This window comes from Citrobacter sp. Cpo065 (assembly GCF_030332805.1).
Classification (GTDB): domain Bacteria; phylum Pseudomonadota; class Gammaproteobacteria; order Enterobacterales; family Enterobacteriaceae; genus Citrobacter; species Citrobacter portucalensis.
The window spans coordinates 69,244-87,634 of record NZ_JAOWHC010000034.1; the positions used below are offsets into that span (position 1 = coordinate 69,244).

Consider the following 18,391-nt stretch of genomic DNA (forward strand, 5'->3'; position numbering starts at 1 on the left):
ATGCGCAAACATATTCACTTTATATGCACATGCAGTGAATATCGCCACGTTGTAACTTGTTGATATTCCGTCATCGACCTCCGTTTATGCACTTTTTTCGCTGGCTGGCACGAACCCTGCAATCTACATTTACACCGCAAACACTATATTTATTAACATATAAATAACCTTTTATTTACCGTTGAGGTCGCTATGTCTCTGTCAATTACGCGTGAAAATTTTGATGAATGGATGATGCCCGTATACGCTCCGGCCCCTTTTATTCCGGTGCGGGGTGAAGGTTCACGTCTGTGGGATCAGCAGGGTAAAGAGTATATCGATTTCGCGGGAGGCATTGCGGTTAACGCGCTGGGTCACGCCCACCCGGCATTGCGCGAGGCATTAAACGACCAGGCGAGCAAATTCTGGCATACGGGAAATGGCTACACCAACGAGCCGGTACTGCGTCTGGCGAAAAAGCTGATTGACGCCACCTTCGCCGAGCGCATTTTCTTCTGTAACTCCGGTGCAGAAGCCAACGAAGCGGCACTAAAACTGGCGCGTAAATATGCCCACGATCGTTTTGGCAGCCAGAAGAGCGGGATTGTAGCGTTTAAAAATGCTTTCCATGGCCGCACGCTGTTTACCGTCAGCGCCGGAGGACAGCCTGCCTATTCACAGGATTTCGCGCCGCTGCCGCCGGATATCCGTCATGCCGTATACAACGCTCTCGATTCTGCCAGCCAACTGATTGATGACACCACCTGTGCGGTTATCGTGGAGCCTGTGCAGGGTGAAGGCGGTGTGGTACCGGCAACAAAAGCCTTTTTGCAGGGGCTACGTGAGTTATGCGATCGCCATAATGCGCTGCTGATTTTTGATGAAGTTCAGACCGGCGTTGGCCGTACCGGGGAGCTGTATGCCTATATGCACTACGGCGTGACGCCGGATCTGCTGACGACAGCAAAAGCGCTGGGCGGTGGTTTCCCCATCGGCGCACTGCTGGCGACAGAGCGTTGCGCCAGCGTGATGACGGTTGGTACACACGGTACAACGTACGGCGGAAACCCGCTGGCGACGGCGGTGGCAGGTAAATTGCTGGAAATTGTGAATACACCGGAAGTGCTCAACGGAGTAAAACAGCGCCACGACTGGTTTGTGGAGCGTATAAACGCCATTAACGAACGTTTTGGACTGTTTAGTGAAATTCGTGGACTCGGACTGCTGATCGGCTGCGTGCTGAACGCGGAATTTGCCGGGAAAGCGAAACTCATCTCGCAAGAAGCGGCTGTTGCCGGGGTGATGGTACTGATCGCTGGCGCTAACGTGGTGCGTTTTGCGCCAGCGCTCAACGTCAGCGAAGAAGAAGTCGCCACCGGACTGGATCGCTTTGCGCTGGCCTGCGAACGCATTAAAGCAGGAGGTTCATCATGATGGTGATTCGTCCCATTGAACGCGCGGATATCACCGCGTTGATGCAGCTTGCCAGTAAGACCGGCGGCGGGTTGACCTCGCTACCGGCGAATGAAGCTACGCTGATGGCGCGTATCGAACGTTCACTCCAAACCTGGCGCGGTGAGTTGCCAAAAAGTGAGCAGGGATATGTGTTTGTGCTTGAAGACAGTACCAGCGGAACCGTGGCCGGGATTTGCGCCATTGAGGTGGCGGTAGGGCTTAACGATCCCTGGTACAACTATCGGGTTGGTACCCTGGTCCACGCCTCGAAAGAGCTGAATGTCTATAACGCGCTGCCGACGCTGTTTCTGAGTAACGATCACACGGGTAGCAGCGAGCTTTGCACGCTGTTTCTCGATCCGGACTGGCGAAAAGAAGGCAACGGCTATTTGCTGTCAAAATCGCGCTTTATGTTTATGGCGGCCTTTCGCGACCGATTTAATGAGAAAGTCGTGGCCGAAATGCGCGGCGTGATTGATGAGCACGGTTACTCGCCGTTCTGGCAAAGCCTTGGTAAACGCTTTTTCTCAATGGAGTTCAGCCGGGCGGATTTTCTCTGCGGGACAGGGCAGAAAGCCTTTATTGCTGAACTGATGCCCAAGCATCCTATTTATACCCATTTTCTGTCTGATGAAGCGCAAGGCGTGATTGGTCAGGTGCATCCGCAGACGGCCCCGGCGCGGGCGGTGCTGGAGAAAGAAGGATTTCGCTACCGCAACTATGTCGATATTTTCGACGGTGGGCCAACGCTGGAATGTGATATCGACCGGGTTCGGGCTATTCGTAAAAGCAGGCTGGTGGAAGTGGCGGAAGGTCAGCCAGAAACCGGTGATTATCCGGCCTGTCTGGTTGCCAATGAAAACTATCAAAACTTCCGCGTCATGCTGGTTCGCGCAGACCCGGATACCCAACGTCTGGTACTGACGGCGGCGCAACTGGATGCCCTGAAATGCCACGCGGGCGACCATGTACGTTTTGTACGTCTTTGTGCAGAGGAGAAAACAGCATGACACTATGGATAAACGGTGACTGGGTGACGGGGCTGGGCGAGCGTCGGGTGAAAACCAACCCGGTAAGCGGTGATGTGCTGTGGCACGGTAATGATGCAGATGCAAGGCAGGTGACGCAAGCGTGCCAGGCCGCACGCGCAGCCTTTGCCGGTTGGGCTAAACAGCCTTTCAGCGCACGCCAGACTATTGTTGAAAAGTTTGCTTTATTGCTGGAAAGCAATAAAGCCGAGCTAACTCAGATTATCGCCAAGGAAACCGGAAAACCTCATTGGGAAGCCGCGACTGAACTGACGGCGATGATCAATAAAATCGCCATCTCCGTCAAAGCTTATCATGCCCGTACCGGTGAGCAGCACAGCGAACTACCGGATGGTGCGGCAACGTTGCGCCATCGCCCACACGGCGTGCTGGCGGTTTTTGGTCCGTATAACTTCCCCGGTCATTTACCCAATGGTCATATTGTTCCGGCATTGCTGGCAGGCAATACGTTGATTTTCAAACCCAGCGAGTTGACGCCGTGGACCGGTGAAGCAGTAACAAAACTGTGGGAGCAGGCGGGGTTGCCGCCGGGCGTGCTGAATCTGGTGCAGGGCGGACGTGAAACGGGACAGGCGCTGAGTGCGCTGGAAGACCTTGATGGCCTGCTGTTTACCGGCAGTGCGAATACCGGTTATCAGCTGCATAAGCAGTTATCCGGCCAGCCGGAAAAAATCCTTGCCCTGGAGATGGGGGGCAACAACCCGCTGATTATTGAGAATCCGGAAGATATTGATGCCGCAGTGCATCTGACCATTCAGTCCGCATTTGTCACCGCCGGACAGCGCTGTACCTGTGCCCGCCGCCTGCTCGTAAAAAAAGGCGCGCAGGGTGATGCGTTCCTGAAGCGTCTGGTGGAGGTTAGTCAGCGTTTAATGCCCGGCAACTGGGATGCACAACCGCAGCCATTTATGGGTGGACTAATTTCCGAACAGGCAGCGCAACACGTCTATGATGCCTGGCAGCGTCTGGCGTCGTTGGGCGGCCGTACGCTGTTAGCGCCACGTCTGTTAAATGCCGGAACGTCACTGTTGACCCCTGGAATCATCGAACTGACCGGGGCGGGGAACGTACCTGATGAAGAGGTTTTCGGTCCGCTGCTCGGCGTCTGGCGTTATGACAGCTTTGATGATGCGATTCGTATGGCGAACAACACCCGCTTTGGATTGTCGTGTGGGTTAGTTTCGCCCGATCGCGGCCAGTTTGAACAGCTACTGTTGGAGGCGCGGGCAGGGATCGTCAACTGGAATAAGCCGTTAACCGGCGCTGCCAGTACCGCACCGTTTGGCGGTGTAGGCGCTTCCGGGAACCATCGCGCCAGCGCGTGGTATGCCGCAGATTATTGCGCCTGGCCGATGGCAAGTCTGGAATCCCCGGCCTTAACGCTGCCAACGGCGCTTAGCCCGGGACTGGATTTTTCTCGCGAGGATAAGCTATGAAAGCCCGTGAGGTAAATTTTGATGGTTTGGTGGGGCTAACTCACCACTATGCTGGATTGTCATTTGGTAATGAGGCCTCAACCAAACATCGATTTCAGGTGTCGAACCCGCGTCTGGCGGCAAAGCAAGGTCTGCTGAAGATGAAAGCACTGGCGGATGCAGGATTTCCTCAGGCGGTGATCCCGCCCCACGAGCGGCCTTATATTCCGGTTCTGCGTCAGTTGGGTTTTAGCGGCAGTGACGAACAGGTGCTGGAGAAAGTGTCGCGTCAGGCGCCTCACTGGCTCTCCAGTGCCAGCTCTGCATCGCCTATGTGGGTAGCGAATGCGGCGACGGTTTGCCCTTCGGCAGACTCGCTGGACGGGAAAGTGCATCTGACGGTGGCGAATCTGAATAATAAGTTCCACCGTTCACTGGAAGCGCCTACTACCAATGCATTGTTACGGGCGATTTTCCGTGATGAGAATAGCTTTGCGGTCCACGGTGCGTTACCCCAGGTTGCGCTTTTTGGCGATGAAGGGGCGGCAAACCATAACCGCCTCGGTGGAGATTACGGTGACCCCGGCGTTCAGCTGTTTGTTTACGGTCGTGAAGAAGGTAATGCATCCCAACCGAAGCGCTATCCGGCAAGGCAATCCCGTGAGGCCAGCGAGGCGGTCGCGCGACTGAATCAGGTCAACCCACATCAGCGCATTTTTGCTCAGCAAAACCCGGACGTTATCGATCTTGGCGTGTTCCATAACGATGTGATTGCGGTATCGAATCGCCAGGTGCTGTTTTGTCATCAGCAGGCGTTTGTCAGACAGCAGGCATTGTTAGAGCAGTTGCGCAGTCAGGTGGCAGGTTTTACCCCGCTGGAAGTCCCGACAGCGGAAGTGTCGGTGCAGGATGTCGTGACCACTTATCTGTTTAACAGTCAGTTGCTGAGTCGTAGTGACGGTTCGATGATGTTGGTCCTGCCACAGGAGTGTCGGGAGCATGCTGGCGTGTGGCGGTATTTGAACCGGCTTCTCGAGGAAGACAATCCGATCGATGACCTGCGGGTATTCGATCTGCGTGAAAGTATGTCCAACGGCGGTGGTCCGGCATGCTTGCGCCTGAGAGTGGTGCTCACTCCGCAGGAACAGCAGGCGGTGAATCCGGCGGTTATCATGAACGACACGCTGTTTAACACGTTGAATAACTGGGTTGACCGTTACTATCGCGATCGTCTTACCGCTGCCGACCTTGCCGACCCACAGCTGTTGCGCGAGGGGCGTGAAGCGCTGGATACGCTGACGCAATTGCTCAACCTCGGCTCAGTGTATCCTTTCCAGCAGGAGGGGATGCACCATGGATAACTTTCTGGCGATCACGCTCGCAGGCGCCACTCCAGAGAAAACGCAAGGAACCACTCATGGTTTTGACTGGCAGTGGATCGGTCACGGAATTCTGGAACTGACGCCGCTTGCACCCGTTGAACATTCACTGGTGCTGTCTGCGGGGATCCATGGCAATGAAACCGCGCCGGTAGAGATACTCGATTCATTGCTTTCCAGTCTGTTTAGCGGCGAGCTGACACTGACATGGCGGCTGCTGGTGATTCTGGGAAACCCGCAGGCGCTGGCTGCGGGAAAACGATATTGTCATAGCGACCTGAATCGTATGTTTGGCGGCCGGTGGCAGATTTTTACCGCGAGTGAAGAAACGCACCGAGCCCACGAGCTTGAGCTGTGTCTTGAAGATTTTTATTCGCGCGCAAAGGAGCCTGTGCGCTGGCATTTGGATCTGCACACCGCGATCCGCGGTTCACAGCATCTGCGCTTTGGCGTATTGCCACAACGCAACGTTGCCTGGGACGAGGATTTTCTTGAATGGCTGGGAGATGCGGGACTGGAAGCGCTGGTTTTCCATCAGACGCCTGGCGGCACGTTCACCCATTTTAGCGGGGAACATTTTGGTGCGTTGGCCTGTACGTTGGAACTGGGTAAAGCGCTGCCGTTCGGGCAAAACGATCTTACCCAGTTTGCACAAACGGCAGACGCACTGGAGAAATTGCTGCAGGGCGAGCGGGTGTCGACGAGAGAAATATCCCCGCTGCGTTATCGCGTGGTGTCGCAAATCACGCGTCGTAGCGACGATTTCATTCTCCACATGGATAACCAGACGCTAAACTTTACCCCCTTTAAAGAAGGCACCTTGCTGGCGCAGGACGGAGATGAACGTTTTATCGTCACCCATGATGTTGAATACGTTCTTTTTCCCAACCCTAACGTGGCCTGCGGTTTACGTGCCGGATTGATGCTCGAAAAGTTGTGATCAATATATTCGCCCTGCAGGATTATCCTTTAGGGCTTATTTTTGCGTGCTGTTTTTATTTATTACGGATTATTCCTGGTGAGTTGCTTTCTTAATAAACAGGGTTCAGGTATAGTTCTCCATAATCCTTTCAAAATCATCCTGTTGTAATTTTTTATTGCAACTCTGCGCAATTTATTCTTTTTTTCTTCATAATTGATGAAAGTTTGTTTTTTACACTTTCACTGTTTTACCGTTGCTCTGATTAATTGACGCTTAAGCCGGTAAAGTTAATCTCGTCAACACGACATCACATTGCATAAGAGTCGCATGAGTGTCGTAAAAATAACTGAAAGAAAGGATAGAAATTATGCGTAAACTGACTGCTCTGTTTGTTGCCTCTACTCTGGCGCTGGGTGCTGCGAACCTGGCTCATGCTGCTGACACTACAACAGCTGCACCAGCGGATGCTAAACCGATGATGCATCACAACGGTAAATTTGCCCCGCATCACGACATGATGTTTAAAGACCTGAACCTGACCGACGCGCAGAAACAGCAGATTCGCGAGATCATGAAAGGCCAGCGCGATCAGATGAAACGTCCGCCGCTGGAAGAACGCCGTGCAATGCACGATATCATCGCCAGCGATAGCTTCGATAAAGCGAAAGCCGAAGCGCAGATTGCGAAGATGGAAGAACAGCGCAAAGCCAACATGCTGGCGCATATGGAAACTCAGAACAAAATTTACAACATTCTGACCCCGGAACAGAAAAAGCAGTTTAATGCCAATTTTGAGAAGCGTCTGACAGAACGTGCAGCGCAGAAAGGTAAAATGCCGGAAGCTGCCGAGTAATCGATCAGCGTCTACACTAAATCATTCACACTGTGTCGTGCTGATTGCCGCACAGTGTGAAACAAAACTCAAGACCGCCGCTCTTGTCCACAACACGTATAACGATGTGGGCAGGATCGGCGGTTTTTTCATTTCTGCCTATTGCACCGGACGCACGACACGCTATTCTCCTGAAGCCCGCGAAAATTCTACCTGGATCAGCGCGTTATTCTTTTTTGCAAAATGCCGGGTTCATCGCTAAGGCAAATCAACTCTGCTGCCGATAACAATAATCTGCAGGGTGAACATAATAATGATGATTTATGGCTGTCTGTTTACGGCAGGCTGCCATGCTGCTCCTTTCTGGAGGGATGATGGAATACTTTGATATCCGCAAAATGCCGGTTAACCTCTGGCGGAATGGTGCGGGAGAAACGCGTGAGATTTGCTGTTTTCCGCCAGCAACACGAGATTTTCACTGGCGGGCGAGTATCGCCTCCATTGCAGCAAACGGTGAATTTTCACTTTTCCCGGGTGTAGAACGCGTGATTACGCTGCTGGAGGGAGGGGAGGTCACTCTGGAAGAAGCGAACATCTTTACGCATACCCTCAAACAGCACCAACCTTTTACCTTTGCCGGTGACAAGGTGGTAAAAGCAAAGCTGACGGAAGGGCAGATGTCTATGGATTTTAATATCATGACCCGACGAGATGTTTGCCAGGCAAAAGTCAGAGTGGCCGATCGCACCTTTACGACCTTTGGTTCACGCGGCGGCGTGGTGTTTGTTATCAGTGGTGCATGGCAACTGGGTGATAAACTGCTGACGGCCGACCAGGGTGCGAGCTGGCATGACGGCAAACACACATTACGACTGCTGGAGCGCGAGGGAAAATTGCTGTTCAGCGAGATTAACTGGATGCCGGGGCATTCTCCGGATGCAGTTCAATAATGTCATATTGACCAGACAGAACAGGCCGGCAGAGAATTTTGTAGCCATCATGGTCAAAGCCTGCTGGCATACGCGCCAGGGTAGTCGCTTCATCCAGCGTTGAAACGGCTCCCAGCCACAGCCAGTTGTTGATGATATGGTACTGTGTCATTTCGGCACCGGTTTCTTGCAAGGCAATGGCATTGCTCCATGGCCAGCAAATCACTTTCACTCTTTCCAGCGCCTCTAGCAGGCGCGAGTGATGCGCTTCATGACTCTCTTTCCCGCAGCACGCCCCGGCGCAGCGTTTAAGCGCGGAGCGAAAACAGGCACGCCCGCGACTCAGGGGTTCCAGCCCCAACAGGCCGTAGCACAGCTGCTGTTCATCCGCGAGGTTTTGCAACGCTTGTAGCGCTGTGCGACGATTGGCAAACAGGCCAAACAGATTGGGTGCATGGGAGAAATCAATATCTCGTGCGTAGACAATCTGAACAGTTCGGTCGGTAAGCTGCAAGGCGCAAAGCTGACGATTGCGCCGCAGTCGTTTATTAAACAACGGCTGTTGTTCTTTGATCAACCGCGCTTCCAGCAGCAGGGCACCAATTTCTCCCGCCGTACAAATCCAGCTAATGCGTTTGGCCTGACGCAGCATTGCCGCTTCGTCTGCGGTACGCAGGTGTGCCAGCACGCGGCTGCGAATATTGACGCTTTTACCAATGTAGAGCGGCATAGTGTCGCTTTCACTGTGAAACAGATAGACGCCTGGCGCGGTGGGAAGCGCACTCAAAAATGGACGCAGGTGTTCAGGATATTCATAGATTGCCGCTGCCTCAAATGTCAGGCGTGGGGCTGATTGACGCCGTACCACTTCTCACTCCGGATGCTGGTTATTCATCCAGTGTAGCAGTTTGAAACCGATTAAAAAAGCGGCATCAGACAAGGAAGAGTGGCCGGACAGCGGTGATCCCAGTGCTATCCGGCAATATGTGACTAAAAAAATTACGCTTTTTTCCAGAAGTCATCAAACACCGTAATCGGTGTGCGACGTTTGTGTTCGGTCTTCAGATACCAGCCTTCAATTTTTTTCGCGATGTCGGCAGCCAGCGTTTTTCCTTCCAGATAATCGTCGATGTTGTCATAGGTGACGCCTAATGCGGCTTCATCCGGCAGAGAAGGGCGATCGTCTTCGAGGTCGGCCGTTGGCGCTTTCTTATATAAATGTTCCGGGCAACCCAGTGCGGCAAGCAGCTGCTTACCCTGACGCTTGTTCAGGCGGAAAATAGGGTTAATGTCAGTACCGCCATCGCCGTATTTGGTGAAAAATCCGGTGATGGCTTCTGCTGCATGATCGGTACCCACGACAACACCGCTGGTCATTCCGGCGATGCTGTACTGGGCCTTCATACGTTCACGGGCTTTTTCATTGCCACGGACAAAATCGCTCAGTTCAATACCCGCTTCACGCAGGGCCTGTTCACTGGCCAGTACTGCACCCTTAATATTTACTGTGAGCACGCGGTCAGGTTGGATAAAGGCGATGGCATCCTGACAGTCCTGTTCATCAGCCTGAACGCCATACGGCAGACGTACGGCAATAAACTTCAGCGCGTCATTCCCCGTTTCTTCACGAAGCTCGGAAATAGCCATCTGGCAAAGTTTTCCCGCGAGCGTTGAGTCCTGTCCGCCGCTTATCCCTAATACCAGTGATTTCAGAAAAGGGTACGTTTGCAGGTAGGATTTCAAGAAATCCACGCTGCGGCGAATTTCCTCTTCTGCATTAATTCGCGGTTTTGCGCCAAGCGCCTGGATTATCTCTTGCTGCAGAGTCATTTAACCCCCTCTGAAAAATGAAATGATCAAAAAAAATGATGTGTTAAAGCTAACGCGTTGGGACCCAAACGACAAGGGATGCAGGCCTGATCTAACATCATTTTGTTTTAATAGAATTTTCCGAAACGACCTAAGTATCATCTGATTGCTTGAAAAATGTGTTGTTGTGCTCCAGGCTTATATAACACGCTGAAATACAAGAGGACGGAATATGAACAAGAACCTAACAGGAATTCTAAGCGCAGCGGCTGTTTTGACTATGCTGGCAGGGTGTACGGCCTACGATCGCACCAAAGACCAATTTGTTCAGCCCGTGGTGAAAGATGTGAAGAAAGGGATGAGCAGGGCGCAGGTGGCGCAGATTGCCGGTAAACCTTCTTCTGAAGTCAGTATGATTCATGCGCGCGGGACATGCCAGACCTACATCCTGGGTCAACGAGATGGTAAAGCTGAAACCTATTTTGTTGCTTTAGACGACACCGGACATGTGATTAACTCCGGTTACCAGACCTGCGCAGAGTACGACACTGACCCGCAGGCGGCGAAGAAGTAACAACTGCTTATTGCCTGTGCATTCAGAAGAACCGGCCATCGTGCCGGTTTTTTTGTGCCGAACGATCTTATTTATTGCTGCGAATTATTTGCCCGAAATGTGAGGGGAGTCATAACGATAGGTCAAGGAGAGACAATTTAGTTGGTCAAGGAAATACCATCCACCGGTGCAATCCCGTATACTCATTTCAGCCACCTAAAAAAGTAATTTAGCTGACGCAAGTTACCCAGAGCATGGATGCAGGTTATGGCTTGCGGAGTGTCTGGTTGACAGATAATCGCACATGAGGATCGTTTTAATGGAAAAGAAACACATTTATCTGTTTTGTTCTGCGGGCATGTCGACTTCATTGTTGGTTTCGAAGATGCGTGCTCAGGCCGAAAAATACGAAGTACCGGTTATTATTGAAGCATTTCCTGAAACGCTGGCCGGAGAAAAAGGTCCTGTCGCCGATGTCGTGTTATTAGGTCCACAAATTGCTTATATGTTGCCCGAAATTCAGCGTTTGTTACCCAACAAGCCTGTGGAAGTGATTGACTCGCTGCTGTATGGCAAAGTCGATGGTTTAGGCGTGCTTAAGGCTGCTGTTGCAGCAATTAAAAAAGCCGCAGCAAATTAATTATTTTATTTTAATTTTTCCCGTCAAAGAGTTATTTCATTAACATTCACCGCAATTTTTAATTGCGGTATTTAAGGGTATTTTTCTATGAGTAACGCTATTGCTTCACTTGAAAAGGTACTCCTTCCTTTTGCTGTAAAAATTGGAAAGCAGCCACACGTTAATGCAATCAAGAACGGTTTTATTCGTTTAATGCCGTTAACCCTCGCAGGGGCTATGTTTGTATTAATCAATAACGTTTTCCTGAGCTTTGGGGAGGGGTCGTTTTTTTATTCAATGGGCATTCGACTTGATGCTTCAACTATTGAAACTTTGAATAGCTTGAAAGGCATTGGTGGAAACGTCTATAACGGTACGCTGGGTATCATGTCATTGATGGCACCGTTCTTTATCGGCATGGCGCTGGCAGAAGAACGTAAAGTCGACTCACTGGCTGCCGGGCTGTTATCCGTCGCCGCGTTTATGACCGTAACGCCTTATAGCGTGGGTGAAGCCTATGCCGTTGGCGCGAACTGGCTCGGCGGTGCCAATATTATTTCCGGTATTATTATCGGCCTTGCGGTCGCGGAAATGTTCACCTTTGTGGTTCGTCGCAATTGGGTCATTAAATTACCTGATAGCGTACCGACATCCGTATCGCGCTCTTTCTCTGCGCTGATTCCTGGCTTCCTTATCCTCTCCATTATGGGGATCATCGCCTGGGCACTGAACACCTGGGGTACGAACTTCCACCAAATCATTATGGATTCCATTTCAACTCCGCTGGCGTCGTTGGGCAGCGTGGTGGGCTGGGCCTACGTGATTTTTGTTCCGCTGCTGTGGTTCTTCGGTATTCACGGTTCACTGGCGCTGACTGCGCTGGACAGCGGTATCATGACGCCATGGGCGCTGGAAAACATCTCTATCTACCAACAGTTTGGTTCCGTAGATGCCGCGCTGGAAGCCGGTAAGACGTTCCACGTCTGGGCGAAACCGATGCTCGACTCCTATATTTTCCTTGGGGGTAGCGGAGCAACGCTGGGTCTGATTATCGCTATCTTCCTGGCATCGCGTCGTCCTGACTATCGTCAGGTTGCTAAGCTGGCACTGCCGTCAGGTCTGTTCCAGATTAACGAACCTATCCTGTTCGGTCTGCCGATCATCATGAACCCGGTGATGTTTATCCCGTTCATTCTGGTGCAACCGATTCTGGCGGCGATTACGCTGGCAGCTTACTACTCAGGCATTATTCCACCGATTACCAACATTGCACCGTGGACTATGCCAACCGGTTTGGGCGCGTTCTTTAACACCAACGGTAGCGTCGCTGCTCTGCTGGTCGCGCTGTTCAACCTCGGTATCGCAACGCTGGTTTACCTGCCGTTCGTGGTGGTAGCCAACAAAGCGCAGAACGTTATTGACCAAGAAGAAAGCGAAGAAGATATCGCTAACGCATTAAAATTCTAAATTTAATCCGGCATGGCTTTACGGTCATGCCGGACTGAACCAGAGGAAAAAAGTATGTTGGATATCGAGAATATCGTCGACACGCAGTCAGAAGCAGAAGAACTTGAAGAAGTGGTGATGGGCCTCATCATCAACTCAGGTCAGGCGCGTAGCCTGGCGTACGGCGCACTCAAAATGGCCAAGCAGGGTGATTTCGAGTCAGCTAAGACCATGATGGACCAGTCTCGTCTGGCGCTGAACGAAGCGCACCTCGTGCAAACGAAATTGATTGAAGGCGATCAGGGCGAAGGTAAAATGAAAGTTAGCCTGGTGCTGGTCCACGCGCAGGACCATCTGATGACATCAATGCTGGCGCGTGAGCTGGTGACTGAACTGATTGAGCTTCACGAAAAGCTGAAATAGCGAGGAGTGCATAATGCAGCTACAGATTAACGCACCGGAAATCAAAACCGTTTATGAACAGCAGCTGTTTAATGGCAAAAATTTCCATGTGTTCATCTATAACAAAACTGAGAGCATCAGCGGGCTGCATCAGCATGACTACTATGAGTTTACCCTGGTTTTAACCGGGCGCTATTATCAGGAAATCAACGGTAAACGCGTACTGCTAGAACGTGGAGACTTTGTCTTTATCCCGTTGGGATCGCACCACCAGAGTTTTTATGATTTTGGTGCGACAAGGATCCTTAACGTCGGCATTAGTAAACGTTTTTTTGAACAGCACTATCACCCGCTGCTGCCATTTTGTTTCGTTGCATCGCAGGTCTATCGGGCGAATAACTCGTTTCTTACCTACATTGAAACGGTTATTGCATCACTGAACTTTCGCGAGAGCGGGCTGGATGAATTTGTAGAAGTGGTCACCTTCTATATTATTAATCGGTTACGCCATCATCGCGAAGAGCAGGTGCTGGATGATATTCCGCAGTGGCTTAAAACCACCGTCGAGACCATGCACGACAAACGGCAGTTTAGCGAGAATGCGCTGGAAAATATGGTACACCTGTCCGCGAAATCCCAGGAGTATCTGACCCGCGCTACCCAGCGTTATTACAGCAAAACGCCGATGCAGATTATTAATGAAATCCGCATTAACTTTGCTAAAAAACAGCTGGAAATGACGAACTATTCTGTAACGGATATTGCTTACGAGTCTGGCTACAGTAGTCCAAGCCTGTTTATTAAAACGTTTAAAAAGCTGACGTCGTTTACACCGAATAGCTACCGTAAGAAATTAACTGAATTTAATCAGTAGATATTATTTGCCAATAACCCATTTTTTATAGCTTGCCCAAAATAGCGTCGGGACAGCCACGCTATACCTGACAAACGGGTTGAGCATAATACACGTCAGTGTTTTGACACTGAAGGGAGAAAGTATGAGCCAGAAATTAAAAGTCGTCACTATCGGTGGCGGGAGCAGCTACACCCCTGAATTACTTGAAGGCTTTATTAAGCGCTATCATGAATTACCGGTTTCTGAGTTGTGGCTGGTTGATGTCGACGGTGGAAAAGAGAAGCTGGACATTATTTTTGACCTTTGCCAGCGCATGATCGACAAAGCCGGCGTACCGATGAAGTTGTTTAAAACGCTGGACCGCCGTGAAGCACTGACAGATGCTGATTTCGTTACCACCCAACTACGTGTAGGGCAACTGAAGGCCCGTGAGAAGGATGAACGCATTCCGCTGAGCCATGGTTATCTGGGACAGGAAACCAACGGTGCGGGTGGGCTGTTCAAAGGTCTGCGTACCATTCCGGTTATCTTTGATATTATTAAAGATGTGGAAGAACTGTGCCCGAATGCGTGGGTGATTAACTTTACTAACCCGGCCGGGATGGTGACTGAAGCGGTCTATCGCCACACGAATTTCAAGAAATTCATCGGCGTGTGTAATATTCCTGTCGGCATGAAAATGTTCATTAGCGATGTGCTGGCGCTGAAAGAGAGCGATGATTTATCCATCGATCTGTTCGGTCTGAACCACATGGTCTTTATTAAAGACGTGCTGGTGAACGGTACATCGCGCTTTGATGAACTGCTGGACGGCGTGGCTTCTGGACAACTGAAAGCTTCCACCGTGAAGAACATTTTCGACCTGCCGTTCAGCGAAGGGTTGATTCGTTCGCTGAAGCTGCTGCCGTGCTCGTATTTGCTGTACTACTTCAAGCCAAAAGAGATGCTGGCGATCGAAATGGGCGAGTACTATAAGGGCGGCGCACGTGCCCAGGTAGTACAAAAAGTAGAAAAACAACTGTTTGATCTCTACAAAAATCCTGAGCTAAACGTTAAGCCGAAAGAGCTGGAGCAGCGCGGTGGCGCGTATTACTCCGATGCGGCCTGTGAAGTGATCAACGCCATCTACAACGACAAACAGACCGAGCACTACGTCAACATTCCACATCATGGACATGTTGATAACATTCCTGCGGACTGGGCGGTTGAGATGACCTGCACGCTCGGACGTAACGGTGCTACGCCGCACCCACGTATTACCCATTTTGATGAGAAAGTGCTCGGTCTTATCTACACCATCAAAGGCTTTGAGGTTGCGGCGAGCAATGCGGCATTGAGCGGCGAGCTGAATGATGTGCTGCTGGCGTTAAACCTGAGTCCGCTGGTTCATTCTGACAGCGATGCCGAGATTCTGGCGCGTGAGCTAATCCTGGCGCATGAAAAATGGTTGCCAAACTTCGCCGGGTGCATTGAGAAACTCAAAAGCGAACAACACTAACTGAGGTCGGCTATGGAACGCGTACTGATTGTGAATGCGGATGATTTTGGCCTGAGTAAAGGACAAAACTACGGCATTGTTGAAGCCTGTCGTAATGGCGTTGTCACCTCAACAACAGCGCTGGTTAACGGTGCGGCGATTGACCATGCGGTACAGCTGAGTCGCGACATACCTGCACTTGCCGTCGGGATGCATTTTGTTCTGACGCTGGGTAGGCCGTTGACGGCAATGCCGGGCCTTACTCGTGACGGATTACTGGGGAAATGGATCTGGCAGATGGCAGAGGAGGACACTTTGCCGCTGGATGAAATTTCTCAGGAGCTGGCCGCGCAGTATCAGCGTTTTATTGACCTGTTCGGGCGGGAGCCGACGCATCTGGATAGCCATCACCATGTGCATATGTTCCCGCAAATTTTTCCTATCGTAGCCGGGTTTGCTGCCCAGAAGGGGATTGCATTGCGTATCGATCGTCAGACCGTTTTTCAGGCGTCTGATTTTCCGGAAACGTTACGTACCTCCCAGGGATTCAGCAGCGAGTTTTACGGCGAAGCGATTTCCGAGGCTCTGTTTTTACAGACGCTGGATGCGTCAGCCGACCGGGGAGAGTCTTCGCTGGAAGTGATGTGTCATCCGGCCTTTATCGATGACATTATTCGTCAAAGTGCCTACTGTTACCCCCGCTTAACTGAGCTCGACGTGCTGACGTCTTCGTCACTGAAATATGCAATTGCGGAGCGCGGTTATCGTCTTGGCAGTTTTCTGAACGTGTAATTCCTGAGTTTGCGGCGCAATCGTGCGCCGCATTTTTTTAGGCGGGAATCGTTTCTATTTTTCCGGCACGTGACCAGACGCGGTGCGCGGTCATCAGCGTCAACAGGGTATCCATAAACTGTGCGTCTGCACTGTTCGCTTCCACCACGCCTTCTTCTCCTTCATTTTTGATATTCAACGTTGCTTTAAACTGACGAGCATCGCCGGCCAGGGCGACAGGTTTTAAGTGCTTATACGCTTCGAGTAAATAATATCGGGCATCACCGTTCTTAACGATGTCCGCGAGATTACCGCATGGAACGATAACCGCATCGACCGTCAGGGATGGTGAACCCGCAAAAGTACCGGCGATCGTCAGAGCAGATCCATCATCGGCAACTACCTTACCCATTCGGGAATAGAGCAATTTGGCATGAACGCCTTTGGCCTGTAGGGCTTGCATGATGGCGAGCAGGTCGCTCGATTTCACCTGGTCATTAAGTAGGATGGCGACCACGCGGCCCTTAATCTCACCTTGCGCACCTGCATATAAACTGAGTGACGGTGCATTTTTCAAACCGTTGACGTTGGGCGGTGGCGCAATGCTGGCCTGTTCCTTGGTTAGCTCAAAACCGAGATTATCGGCAACCGCCTCGGCGAGGGCAGTATCAATATGAGCTAACTGTTCGACCACTCTTTCCCGAATATAGGGGCGCGTAACCTTACTGAGTTCGAAACTGAATCCGCCGATGATATGCTGCTGTTCAATTGGCGTCTGACTTAGCCAGAACAGGCGAGGGTGCGCATAGTATTCGCCAAAAGAGGGGCTACGTTCGCGGATTTTGTTTCCTTCAATCCGTTCCTGATACGACTCAAATCCACCGCGTTTTGGCCCCGGCGGCGTTTCACGCGGCCAGTTATCATTGATGGAATTCGGTTCATAGTTGGCTGGATTGGTATCGATGTCCATACGATGCATGCCGTCACGCTGGAAATTATGGTACGGACAGGTCGGGCGATTAATCGGGATTTCATGGAAATTGGGCCCGCCCAGGCGACTGATTTGGGTATCGGTATAGGAGAACAAGCGACCCTGCAGCAGGGGATCGTTAGTAAAATCGATGCCAGGGACGATATGTCCGGGATGAAAAGCGACTTGTTCATTTTCGGCGAAGAAATTATCAGGATTGCGGTTCAGCACCATTTTACCGACGCGTTGCACCGGAACCAGCTCTTCCGGGATCAGCTTGGTCGGATCGAGCAGGTCAAAATCGAACTTAAATTCATCTTCTTCGGGAATCAGCTGTAGTCCCAGTTCATATTCCGGATAATCGCCCGCTTCGATAGCTTCCCACAGATCGCGGCGATGAAAGTCGGGATCCCGACCAGTAAGTTTTTGCGCTTCATCCCATACCAGCGAGGCTTTGCCTGCCAGCGGTTTCCAGTGAAAACGGACAAAGGTGGCTTTCCCTTGCGCATTAATCAACCGAAATGTGTGAATACCGAAGCCTTCCATCGTGCGATAGCTGCGCGGAATACCCCGATCGGACATTGCCCATATGACGTTGTGCAACGTTTCAGGCTGTAATGAGACATAATCCCAGAAGGTGTCATGGGCGCTTTGGCCCTGCGGGATAGCCCAATGCGGCTCCGGTTTAACCGCATGGACGAAATCCGGGAATTTATGGGCATCCTGAATAAAGAAGATGGGAGTATTGTTTCCCACCAGGTCGAAAATGCCCTCTTCAGTGTAAAACTTGGTCGCAAATCCCCGTATATCTCTGACCGTATCCGCAGAGCCTGCGCCGCCCTGAACGGTAGAGAATCGGACAAAAACCGGGGTGATTTTATATTCATCACTTAGAAAGTCCGCTTTCGTCGTCGCACTCAGGTTGACATAGGACTGAAAGTAACCATGAGCGGCAGAACCTCGGGCATGTACAACCCGCTCCGGGATGCGTTCATGATCAAAATGGGTAATCTTTTCCCGCAGGATAAAGTCTTCCAGCAGGGTTGGCCCGCGATTACCTGCACGCAGAGAGTTTTGATCGTCTGCGATTCGCACGCCCTGATTAGTTGTCAGAGCAAAATCTTCGCTTCCTTTACAAAAACTGTCCAGTGCATTGAGTTTGTCACTTTTGATATCCGGCGCTTTTAAACTGCCGGACGTAGTGGGCTGCATACCTGGCGGCGTGGGTTCTGGTGTTGACCGATGTGAACCGTCTGTGGGTGCCAGTGAGTCAAGTCCTGGCTGGGATTCGCTGGCATCATGAACCGGCGCTGAGTGATGGAGTGGATGCTTATCATTCTGTGACATTAAACTCGTCTCCTGGTTTCATTGCTGAAAGGGTCGTTGTTGCTGTCAAAAGCTTTAACTATAGACCACTCACTCAGTGGCGCAGGTACAGGTCGATGACGTAAAGCGCGATGAACCAGGCAAACAGCGCACGCAAGGCAGGACGCAAGGCGGCAAAATCGGCTAAGATAGCGGTTTTCTG

The 18,391-nt window shown here is 51.3% G+C and carries 17 protein-coding genes; 14 read left to right on the forward strand and 3 right to left on the reverse strand.

The genetic code is table 11. The features are described from left to right. The first annotated feature begins 192 nt into the window (after window positions 1-192). The 7 genes from astC to ves all read left to right on the forward strand — a co-directional run bounded on the left by astC (window position 193) and on the right by ves (window position 7,981). On the forward strand, window positions 193-1,413 hold the full coding sequence (gene astC, locus OGY68_RS16460; RefSeq protein WP_286617267.1) for a succinylornithine/acetylornithine transaminase: 1,221 nt from the start codon (window positions 193-195) through the stop codon (window positions 1,411-1,413). Next, window positions 1,410-2,444, forward strand: coding sequence for an arginine N-succinyltransferase (astA, locus tag OGY68_RS16465; RefSeq protein WP_057069045.1), 1,035 nt, complete (start codon window positions 1,410-1,412; stop codon window positions 2,442-2,444). Before astC ends, astA begins: the two co-directional genes overlap by 4 nt. After that, entirely contained in the window at window positions 2,441-3,919 is a 1,479-nt protein-coding gene (astD, locus tag OGY68_RS16470; protein ID WP_057069043.1) for a succinylglutamate-semialdehyde dehydrogenase, read from the forward strand. Before astA ends, astD begins: the two co-directional genes overlap by 4 nt. Further along, window positions 3,916-5,259 carry an N-succinylarginine dihydrolase gene (astB, locus tag OGY68_RS16475; protein ID WP_275383348.1) on the forward strand — a complete coding sequence of 448 codons (1,344 nt, stop codon included), beginning with the start codon at window positions 3,916-3,918 and terminating at the stop codon, window positions 5,257-5,259. Before astD ends, astB begins: the two co-directional genes overlap by 4 nt. Then, window positions 5,252-6,217 (forward strand): succinylglutamate desuccinylase, encoded by a 966-nt coding sequence (gene astE, locus OGY68_RS16480; protein WP_032943143.1) that lies wholly within the window; start codon window positions 5,252-5,254, stop codon window positions 6,215-6,217. Before astB ends, astE begins: the two co-directional genes overlap by 8 nt. A 349-nt stretch (window positions 6,218-6,566) precedes the next feature. Next, the gene (gene spy, locus OGY68_RS16485; RefSeq protein WP_003832537.1) at window positions 6,567-7,052 is read left to right on the forward strand and encodes an ATP-independent periplasmic protein-refolding chaperone Spy; all 486 of its coding nucleotides are present in this window, start codon (window positions 6,567-6,569) and stop codon (window positions 7,050-7,052) included. Window positions 7,053-7,405: 353 nt separating this feature from the next. Next, window positions 7,406-7,981: an environmental stress-induced protein Ves gene (gene ves / locus OGY68_RS16490; protein WP_032943147.1), complete on the forward strand. Its 576-nt coding sequence runs from the start codon at window positions 7,406-7,408 to the stop codon at window positions 7,979-7,981. On the opposite strand, the gene cho is transcribed toward ves, so the two are convergent. Both cho and nadE read right to left on the reverse strand, forming a co-directional pair. Further along, window positions 7,941-8,828 carry an excinuclease Cho gene (cho, locus tag OGY68_RS16495; protein ID WP_057066952.1) on the reverse strand — a complete coding sequence of 296 codons (888 nt, stop codon included), beginning with the start codon at window positions 8,826-8,828 and terminating at the stop codon, window positions 7,941-7,943. The genes ves and cho overlap by 41 nt on opposite strands. A gap of 131 nt (window positions 8,829-8,959) precedes the next feature. Then, window positions 8,960-9,790 (reverse strand): NAD(+) synthase, encoded by an 831-nt coding sequence (nadE, locus tag OGY68_RS16500; protein ID WP_057066955.1) that lies wholly within the window; start codon window positions 9,788-9,790, stop codon window positions 8,960-8,962. Between the two features lie 211 nt (window positions 9,791-10,001). Between nadE and osmE the strand changes: the two genes are divergently transcribed. The 7 genes from osmE (at window position 10,002) to chbG (ending at window position 15,914) form a co-directional block, all read left to right on the forward strand. Beyond that, window positions 10,002-10,343, forward strand: coding sequence for an osmotically-inducible lipoprotein OsmE (gene osmE, locus OGY68_RS16505; RefSeq protein WP_003030621.1), 342 nt, complete (start codon window positions 10,002-10,004; stop codon window positions 10,341-10,343). 298 nt (window positions 10,344-10,641) lie between these two features. After that, the gene (gene chbB / locus OGY68_RS16510; RefSeq protein WP_003832547.1) at window positions 10,642-10,962 is read left to right on the forward strand and encodes a PTS N,N'-diacetylchitobiose transporter subunit IIB; all 321 of its coding nucleotides are present in this window, start codon (window positions 10,642-10,644) and stop codon (window positions 10,960-10,962) included. A gap of 87 nt (window positions 10,963-11,049) precedes the next feature. Further along, window positions 11,050-12,408 carry a PTS N,N'-diacetylchitobiose transporter subunit IIC gene (chbC, locus tag OGY68_RS16515; RefSeq protein ID WP_003030619.1) on the forward strand — a complete coding sequence of 453 codons (1,359 nt, stop codon included), beginning with the start codon at window positions 11,050-11,052 and terminating at the stop codon, window positions 12,406-12,408. Between the two features lie 54 nt (window positions 12,409-12,462). Continuing rightward, window positions 12,463-12,810: a PTS N,N'-diacetylchitobiose transporter subunit IIA gene (gene chbA, locus OGY68_RS16520; protein ID WP_003832549.1), complete on the forward strand. Its 348-nt coding sequence runs from the start codon at window positions 12,463-12,465 to the stop codon at window positions 12,808-12,810. 10 nt (window positions 12,811-12,820) lie between these two features. Then, window positions 12,821-13,663 (forward strand): transcriptional regulator ChbR, encoded by an 843-nt coding sequence (gene chbR, locus OGY68_RS16525; protein WP_085951046.1) that lies wholly within the window; start codon window positions 12,821-12,823, stop codon window positions 13,661-13,663. Window positions 13,664-13,787: 124 nt separating this feature from the next. After that, complete coding sequence (locus OGY68_RS16530; protein WP_057066959.1) at window positions 13,788-15,143, forward strand: 6-phospho-beta-glucosidase; 1,356 nt, start codon at window positions 13,788-13,790, stop codon at window positions 15,141-15,143. Between the two features lie 12 nt (window positions 15,144-15,155). After that, window positions 15,156-15,914 (forward strand): chitin disaccharide deacetylase, encoded by a 759-nt coding sequence (chbG, locus tag OGY68_RS16535; RefSeq protein WP_057066961.1) that lies wholly within the window; start codon window positions 15,156-15,158, stop codon window positions 15,912-15,914. A gap of 37 nt (window positions 15,915-15,951) precedes the next feature. Here the strand turns inward: chbG and katE are convergent, their stop codons facing one another. Next, window positions 15,952-18,210, reverse strand: a complete 2,259-nt coding sequence (gene katE, locus OGY68_RS16540; RefSeq protein ID WP_286580303.1) for a catalase HPII — start codon at window positions 18,208-18,210, stop codon at window positions 15,952-15,954. Between the last annotated feature and the right edge of the window lie 181 nt (window positions 18,211-18,391).

Excerpts from the sequence above, each read along its gene's own strand:
- astC (WP_286617267.1), top strand. The coding sequence starts at position 193 with ATGTCTCTGTCAATTACGCGTGAAAATTTTGATGAATGGATGATGCCC.
- astA (WP_057069045.1), top strand. The coding sequence starts at position 1,410 with ATGATGGTGATTCGTCCCATTGAACGCGCGGATATCACCGCGTTGATG.
- astD (WP_057069043.1), top strand. The coding sequence starts at position 2,441 with ATGACACTATGGATAAACGGTGACTGGGTGACGGGGCTGGGCGAGCGT.
- astB (WP_275383348.1), top strand. The coding sequence starts at position 3,916 with ATGAAAGCCCGTGAGGTAAATTTTGATGGTTTGGTGGGGCTAACTCAC.
- astE (WP_032943143.1), top strand. The coding sequence starts at position 5,252 with ATGGATAACTTTCTGGCGATCACGCTCGCAGGCGCCACTCCAGAGAAA.
- spy (WP_003832537.1), top strand. The coding sequence starts at position 6,567 with ATGCGTAAACTGACTGCTCTGTTTGTTGCCTCTACTCTGGCGCTGGGT.
- ves (WP_032943147.1), top strand. The coding sequence starts at position 7,406 with ATGGAATACTTTGATATCCGCAAAATGCCGGTTAACCTCTGGCGGAAT.
- nadE (WP_057066955.1), bottom strand. The coding sequence starts at position 9,790 with ATGACTCTGCAGCAAGAGATAATCCAGGCGCTTGGCGCAAAACCGCGA.
- osmE (WP_003030621.1), top strand. The coding sequence starts at position 10,002 with ATGAACAAGAACCTAACAGGAATTCTAAGCGCAGCGGCTGTTTTGACT.
- chbB (WP_003832547.1), top strand. The coding sequence starts at position 10,642 with ATGGAAAAGAAACACATTTATCTGTTTTGTTCTGCGGGCATGTCGACT.
- chbC (WP_003030619.1), top strand. The coding sequence starts at position 11,050 with ATGAGTAACGCTATTGCTTCACTTGAAAAGGTACTCCTTCCTTTTGCT.
- chbA (WP_003832549.1), top strand. The coding sequence starts at position 12,463 with ATGTTGGATATCGAGAATATCGTCGACACGCAGTCAGAAGCAGAAGAA.
- OGY68_RS16530 (WP_057066959.1), top strand. The coding sequence starts at position 13,788 with ATGAGCCAGAAATTAAAAGTCGTCACTATCGGTGGCGGGAGCAGCTAC.
- chbG (WP_057066961.1), top strand. The coding sequence starts at position 15,156 with ATGGAACGCGTACTGATTGTGAATGCGGATGATTTTGGCCTGAGTAAA.
- katE (WP_286580303.1), bottom strand. The coding sequence starts at position 18,210 with ATGTCACAGAATGATAAGCATCCACTCCATCACTCAGCGCCGGTTCAT.